This is a genomic window from Roseateles sp. (assembly GCF_036486225.1).
Taxonomy (GTDB): Bacteria; Pseudomonadota; Gammaproteobacteria; order Burkholderiales; family Burkholderiaceae_C; genus Roseateles.
Map to the genome: position 1 here is coordinate 1 of NZ_DASVNZ010000318.1, position 6,858 is coordinate 6,858.

At 69.6% G+C, this 6,858-nt stretch carries 6 protein-coding genes and 1 pseudogene; 1 reads left to right on the top strand and 6 read right to left on the bottom strand.

From position 1 onward, the window contains the following. The 4 genes and pseudogenes from VF536_RS20955 to VF536_RS20970 form a co-directional block, all read right to left on the bottom strand. Positions 1-1,180, bottom strand: a pseudogene (locus tag VF536_RS20955) (hypothetical protein); the annotation flags it as partial. Next, a complete protein-coding gene (locus VF536_RS20960; RefSeq protein ID WP_331616812.1) occupies positions 1,177-1,875 on the bottom strand; it encodes a lysoplasmalogenase in 699 nt (232 codons plus the stop codon). The gene VF536_RS20960 and the pseudogene VF536_RS20955, both read right to left, overlap by 4 nt. A gap of 144 nt (positions 1,876-2,019) precedes the next feature. After that, entirely contained in the window at positions 2,020-2,583 is a 564-nt protein-coding gene (locus tag VF536_RS20965) for an ImmA/IrrE family metallo-endopeptidase (protein ID WP_331616813.1), read from the bottom strand. A gap of 252 nt (positions 2,584-2,835) precedes the next feature. Then, positions 2,836-4,902, bottom strand: coding sequence for an ATP-dependent helicase (locus VF536_RS20970; RefSeq protein ID WP_331616814.1), 2,067 nt, complete (start codon positions 4,900-4,902; stop codon positions 2,836-2,838). A gap of 64 nt (positions 4,903-4,966) precedes the next feature. Between VF536_RS20970 and VF536_RS20975 the strand changes: the two genes are divergently transcribed. Continuing rightward, positions 4,967-5,335, top strand: coding sequence for a DUF1304 domain-containing protein (locus tag VF536_RS20975; RefSeq protein WP_331616816.1), 369 nt, complete (start codon positions 4,967-4,969; stop codon positions 5,333-5,335). Between the two features lie 8 nt (positions 5,336-5,343). Here VF536_RS20975 and VF536_RS20980 read toward each other — a convergent pair whose 3' ends face one another. Next, positions 5,344-6,141 (bottom strand): substrate-binding periplasmic protein, encoded by a 798-nt coding sequence (locus tag VF536_RS20980; RefSeq protein ID WP_331616817.1) that lies wholly within the window; start codon positions 6,139-6,141, stop codon positions 5,344-5,346. A 46-nt stretch (positions 6,142-6,187) separates the two neighbouring features. Continuing rightward, positions 6,188-6,667 carry a hypothetical protein gene (locus tag VF536_RS20985; protein WP_331616819.1) on the bottom strand — a complete coding sequence of 160 codons (480 nt, stop codon included), beginning with the start codon at positions 6,665-6,667 and terminating at the stop codon, positions 6,188-6,190. Positions 6,668-6,858: the final 191 nt, after the last annotated feature.

Sequence of the window (6,858 nt, forward strand, 5' to 3'; positions counted from 1 at the left end):
GCAGCGCCGGCACGGGTGACAGCGCCATCAGCGTCCGCTGCTGACCCCGCGGCCAGGCGGCGCGCGAGGCCGGCATCGCCAGCAGCACCGCAACACTGCCCGCCAGCGCGAGCAGCGCGCGATACCCGCCGGCGCCGAAGAGCACCCAGGCGGCGACGGCGGTGCCGGCGATCACGCCGATGGCCCCGGCGAGCGGAACCTTCCCGCGCGCACCGGGGAAAGCGTGCGACGGCGCCCCCTCCTGCCGCGGTGCGTCCCGTTCATCGCGGCGCTGCACCGCCCACAGCAGCGCGCAGAGCGCCATGCCGAACGGCACCGCCAGATAGACGCCGCGCGAGAACGTCGTCAGCGACGCGTAGAACGCCAGCAGCAGCACCGCCAGCGCCGCCACGAAGCGCAGCGGCCGACGCTCCCCCATGGCCCACAGCATCGCGAAAGGCAGGCTCAGCGCCAGCGCGCCGTCCAGCGACGCGCCGCCGACGTTCATCTCCCAGAACAGCGAGGTCGTGCGGTAGTCCGTCGAGAAGTCCAGCAGCCCGGTATAGACCCAGCGCTCCCACAGCGCCCCGAGCGAGGTCGCGATCAGCACCAGCACCCAGGCCGCGCGCGACAGGCGCTGCACCGACGCCGGTTGCAAGTCCGACGCCTTCTGCCACAGCGGCAGCAGCAGCAGGACCAGGAAGAAGCTCTTGCCCGCGCGCAGGCTGTTCATCGGCTCCTGGAAGCCCTGCCAGAAGCCGAAGTCCACGCCGCCCGCCTGATCGAAACCGCGCCAGACGGCGATGAACGCGGACAGCCCGAACACCGCCATCAGCACCCGCACCGCCGCGCGCCAGCGCAGCGTGCGGTAACGCCAGGCCGCCGGCTTGTGCGGCGGCGCCGTCAGCGCGATCGCCGTGTAGCCGCCGGCGGCAACGGCCAGCACGACCAGATCGAGTTCCTCGAAGGTGATCCAGCCGGTCCACGGCGCGAAGCCGATCACCGGCACCAGCGCCGGCACCAGCATCGGCAGCACGCGCCATCCGAAGAAGCTGGCGACCGCGAGCGCGGTCCACAACGCGGTGGCGGCGACCGGTTCGATCGGGTAGTGCCGCATGAGCCAGAGCCCCACGGCGGCGCAGGCCACGCCGATCGTCAGCGTGGCCAGGGACGAGGGACGCCGGGGCAGGACGAACTTCATGCGCGGGACCGTCCCAGGCTGGTGGCGATGCACCACTGCGCGGGCCAGTAGCTGGCGAGCACCCAGAAGCTGGCCATCTCCAGCGGACCGGCGAACTTGTTGATCGCCAGCATCGCGTCCGACAGCACGAACAGCGTGCCGCCCCAGGCGGCCCAGCGCGCCAGCGGCTCATCGGGCTGGCCGACGCTGCCGCGCCACCAGGCCCAGGCCTGCGCCGCCATGACTGACAGGCAGACCACGTAGACGACCACCGGCGCCCGCAGCTCGACCGGGATGTGCGGCCAGAGCCGGCCCAGCACCGCCGCCGCGATGACGCCGAACATCAGGAAAGGCCAGCGCACCGCGCCCAGCTTCTTGCGGGTGCAGAAGCCGACGATGTAGCAGACGTGGGCGGCCAGGAAGCTCACCAGCCCAGGCAGGAAGCCCTGCTCCGGCCACAGCAGCGCGACGTCGCCCGCCAGCGAACACAGCAGCCCGGCGCGCAGCCAGCGCGCCAGGCGCGGCCGTTCAGCGCCGCGGGGCCAGGCGTAGAGCAGGATGAGGATCGTCGTCAGCGGCTTGAAGACGAAGGCCAGGGCCGGCGGCAGCTGCGCGGGCTGGGACAAGGCGAGGATGGCGGCGGCCGCGCTGAGCAGGGTCAGCAGCGGGAGCGCGGCGGCGAGCCTGGTGGCGGACTTGGCGGCGGAGGCTGTCATGCGCCCGCATTCTGCCGTTTGCCGGTGACGTCCACCCCCCGGGTCCAGGTGATATGGCAGACCTTACAGGGTCGATCCCGAGGCGGACGGACACCGCCGCGCGATGACGATCAGCGCCCGTGGCGCGCGCGCTGCGCACGGCGCTCACAGGTGGGACCAGTGCCGGTCCAGGGCCTGCAGGCGCTCGTGCATGGCGGACTCGGGGACGAAGAACTTCTCCGACAGCCGGTGCGCGCTGACCACGCCCTGGTTCATCAGCCGGTAGATCGCGAAGTCCGGCATCAGCAGGTCGAGCGCGAAGCGATGGGCGTCCTGCTCGATGCGGCGCGGATGGTGGCTCGACAGGGTGGGCGTCGTCTCCGGCGGCACCGGGCCGTGCCCGAGCACGTGGTGGCCCAGCGCGTGGGCCAGGACGATGCGCCGCCGCATCGGGTCCTCGGCCAGGTTGAGCTCGATCACCGGACGCTCGTCGAGGTAGAGCAGTCGACCGCGATAGGGATACATCGGCTCCTGCGGTCCGCCCCGCTCGCGCACCTCGACGCCGGCGCCTTCAGCCAGGTCGTGGGCACTCACGGGCAGGCTGGCCTGATCCCAGTGCGCCTTGCGCAGTTCGTCGGCGAGGAAGTCGATGTCGCGCAGCCGCGTCGCGACTTCGGTCGGCGTGCTGTGTTCTTGGAACGGGTGGCAGGAAGGCGGGGCATCGGCCATGGGTCGGTTTCCTCGGCAGGCGCAGAGGGACCGAATGCTAGAAACCTGTGCCTCGCCGCGAAATGACTCGAACCAGTAAGAATCGTTCGCCCACCCCCTTCACTCGCTGTTCGAGTGACAGGTCTTGCCAGCCCCACCCTCAGTCAGCAAGCGCTGAGTCAGCGAGTGCCACTGGGGCCGGAATGGTGCTGGGGGTTCCCGGAGGGATGCCCCCTGCGCCGTGGAGTGCCCGCGCTTGGCCCGGCGCAGGAATCAGCGATCGTCCTTCGCCGCCTGCGCCTGCTTCGCCGCGGTTTCCGCAGCCTTGGCCGCGAACTGCTCGCGCATGCGCTTGAGCTTCTCGCGAGGATCTTCCTTGACCCCGCCCTCGCCGAGCTTCATCTCCGCGATGAACCGGCTCGGCACCCCGACGACCGTCTCGCGGTTCTTCTTGCGACGCCGCAGCGTCGACACCGCCAGCGTCTGCCGCGCGCGTGTGATGCCGACGTACATCAGCCGGCGTTCTTCCTCGACGCGCTGGGGCGTGAGTTCGTCGTTGTCGGCCTTGAACGGCAACAGGCCTTCGTTCACACCGGCCAGCACCACGTGCGGCCACTCGAGGCCCTTGGACGCATGCAGCGTCGTCAGCACGACCTGGTCCTGCTCTTCCTGGCGTTCGGCCAGCGAGAGGATCACGCTGATCGTCTGCGCCACTTCCAGCAGCGTCTGGCGCGGGCTTTCGGTGGTGATGCCGCCGTCGGTCGAGATCTCGCCGCCGCAGCGCTTGGCGACCCAGTCCACGAAGTCGAGCACGTTGCCCCAACGCGCCTGCGCGACCTTCTCGTTCTCTTCCTGGTCGATCAGGTACTGCTCGTAGGCGATGTCCTTGAGCCATTCCATGATCAGCGCCTTGCCCTCCTCGGCGCCGACCGCATGGCGGGCGCGGTACTCGAGGTCGACGACGTAGCGGCCGAACTCGTGCAGCCCGTGCAGCGCCTTGCTCGACAGCGTCGCCTTGAGCGACTCGGCGAACAGCGACTCGAACATCGACAGCTTCCACTTCGCCGAGAACTCGCTCAGGTGGCCCAGCGTCTGGTGGCCGATGCCGCGCTTGGGCGTGGTCACCGCGCGCAGGAAGGCCGGATCGTCGTCCTGGTTGACCAGCAGCCGCAGCCAGGCGCAGAGGTCCTTGATCTCGGTGCGGTCGAAGAAGCTCTGTCCGCCCGAGACCTTGTACGGGATCTCGGCGCGGCGCAGCGCCTGCTCGAAGATGCGCGACTGGTGGTTGGCGCGGTACAGGATCGCGAAGTCCGAGAACTTCGTCGTCGGCTGGTTGGCCCGGATGGCCTGGATGCGGGCGACGGCGCGCTCGGCCTCGTGTTCCTCGCCGTCGGCCTCGACCAGCACGACGGGATCGCCTTCGCCGAACTCGCTCCACAGCGTCTTCGGGAACAGCTTGGGATTGCCGCCGATCACGTTGTTGGCCGCGCGCAGGATCGCGCTGGTGGAGCGGTAGTTCTGCTCCAGCGGAATGATCTTCAGCTGCGGGAAGTCGATCGGCAGCTTCTTGAGGTTCTCGATCGTCGCGCCACGCCAGCCGTAGATGGACTGGTCGTCGTCGCCCACGGCGGTGAACATCGCGCGGTCGCCGACCAGGCATTTCAGCAGCTCGTACTGGACGGCGTTGGTGTCCTGGTACTCGTCGACCAGCACGTAGCGCAGCGTCTCCTGCCACTTGCCGCGGGCCTCCTCATTGGTCTGCAGCAACTTCAGCGGCATGCCGATCAGGTCGTCGAAGTCGACCGCCTGGTACGCGGTCAACCGCTCCTGGTAACGCTGCATGACGACGGCGGCGGCGCGCTCCATGTCGTCCTTCGCGTAGGCCAGCGCCTGCTGCGGGCTCAGGTTCTGGTTCTTCCACAAGGAGATCGTCCACTGCCAGGACTTGGCCGTGGCCGCGTCGGTCGTGCCGCCGGCATCGCGCAGCACCGACAGCACGTCGTCCGAATCGAGGATGGAGAACTGCTCCTTGAGCCCGAGGTGGCGCCCGTCCTGGCGCAGGATGCGCACCCCCAGCGAGTGGAAGGTCGACACCAGCAGCTCCGAGCCCGCCTTGCTGCCCACCAGATGCTTGGCGCGCTCGCGCATCTCCTGCGAGGCCTTGTTCGTGAAGGTGATCGCGGCGATGTTCTTCGGCCGGTAACCCTCGGCCATCAGCTTGGCGATCTTCTGCGTGATCACGCTCGTCTTGCCCGAGCCCGCGCCCGCGATCACCAGGCAAGGCCCCGCGAGGTGATGCACAGCGGCCAGTTGGGCCGGATTGAGCTGGGCTTTGGACATGGAACGTGCGGGACAGGGAACAGCAGGGGGGCCGGGGATGATAGCGGGACGTACAGTGCGAACCATGAACTCCACCACCGCCATCGCCGCCAACATCGTCGTCGCCCTCGTGGCGTTGATCCACGTCTACATCCTCATCCTGGAGATGTTCCTCTGGACCACGCCCAAGGGCCGCAAGGCCTTCGGACTGACGCCTGAGTTCGCCGAGGCGAGCAAGGTGCTGGCCGCGAACCAGGGGCTGTACAACGGCTTCCTCGCGGCCGGCCTGATCTGGGGCCTGGCGCTGGGCGCGGCGGGCGGACCGGTGAAGCTCTTCTTCCTGGCCTGCGTGCTGGTGGCGGGCTTGTACGGCGCCGCGACGGCCAGCCGCAAGATCCTCTTCATCCAGGCCCTCCCGGCGGCGATCGGCCTGGCGCTGCTGCTGCTGAGCTGAGCTGTCCTTCAGTCCGGCAGCACGACGCCGCGCCGGACCGCCATCTGCTGCAACTCGCCGCTGGCGCGCAGACGCTGCATGCCGGCATCGACCAGCGTCGCCCAGGGCCCGCCCGCCGGGTCGCGGCTGAACGCGAAGTGGCCGCGCAGCTGCGCGAACGGCGGCGCGCACAGGGCGACCTGATCCTTCATGTCGAGCTCCTGGATCACCGGCTCCGAGTTGCGCTGGTTGGCCGCGATCAGGTCCAGCCGGTCGAGCTGGAGCATGCGCAACGCCGTGGCCAGATCCCGCACGGCGGTCACGTTCAGGCCCACGCGCGCCTGCTCGAAGCGCTCGCCGTAGACCCAGCCCTGCACCGCGCCGATCCGCAGCGGCTGCAAGGCCCGGAAGTCACCCCACCAGAGCCCGTCCTCGCGGCGGCGCGCGTAGAACACCAGCGCATCCTCGTAGAAGGCCTGGCGCGAGAAACGCATCAGCCGCTCGCGCTCGGGGGTGCGGTACGGACCGACGAGGATCTGCGCCGGACCATGCTCGATCATGGCCTGCGCCCGCAGCCAGGGATAGAACTCGTAGCGCGGCTGGTGGCCGGCGGGGATCAGGATCGCATCGAGCACGTCGACGGCCAGGCCGCGCGGCTTGCCGTCCGCACCCGGCTCGAAGAGCCGCGCGAAGGTCGTGCCCGCGACGAGCACCTGCGTCGAACGCGGGCCCGCCGACGAGGGCAGCGCCCGTGCCGCTCCCGTCACGCCGACGGCCATCGCACCGAGCGCGGCATGACGGAGCAGGTGGCGGCGGAAGGCGTCCATGGGTGGGCCCCATGATAGAGGGCCGCCGGCTCAGCGGGCGCGGGTTTCAGCGGGCGCGGGTTTCAGCGGCCAGGTCTTCGGGCACCAGCGCGCCGGGGATGAAGACCGGCATGCGGATCGGATCGCGGCCGATGTCCTCGCCATGGGAGCCGTGGACCGCGAACGCCGCCGAGAGCACCGCGTGGACCTGCCCCATCGCCTCGCAGGACGGCGACGAGCCGCCGGCGAAGAACACCTTCGCGTCGCCGATGCCCAGTCCGCACAGGCCGTAGAGCCGGTCCCCGACCCGGGCGCAGAACTGGTCGGCGATCTGGCGTCCGATCAGCGACGGCAGGCGGAACAGGTAGTCGCCCGTCCCGGCGTCCACGGCCCAGCACACGGCAAGCCGGATCCAGTGCGCGTTCTTGCCGTCGACGCAGGTCTCGAGCACACCGCGCAGCCACGGCGAACACTCGGGATCCGTCACCGAATCCCGCCAGCAGTTGCGCCAGTCCGCGGCGGACATCGGCTGAATTTCGAAACTCACGCACATCCTCCTCGCATCGCCACGCCGGCGACAGGAGGACGATCGTAGGCAGGCCTCCCCGGTTCGGACAATCCGCCTTCATCGACCGATGCATGACTCTTCCAAGTCGATGGCAAGCGCGAAGTTGTCGATTCGCATGGGCGATTTCCAGAGGCACTGCCCCACCCCTGCGGGAGAACTAGTTCATCGAG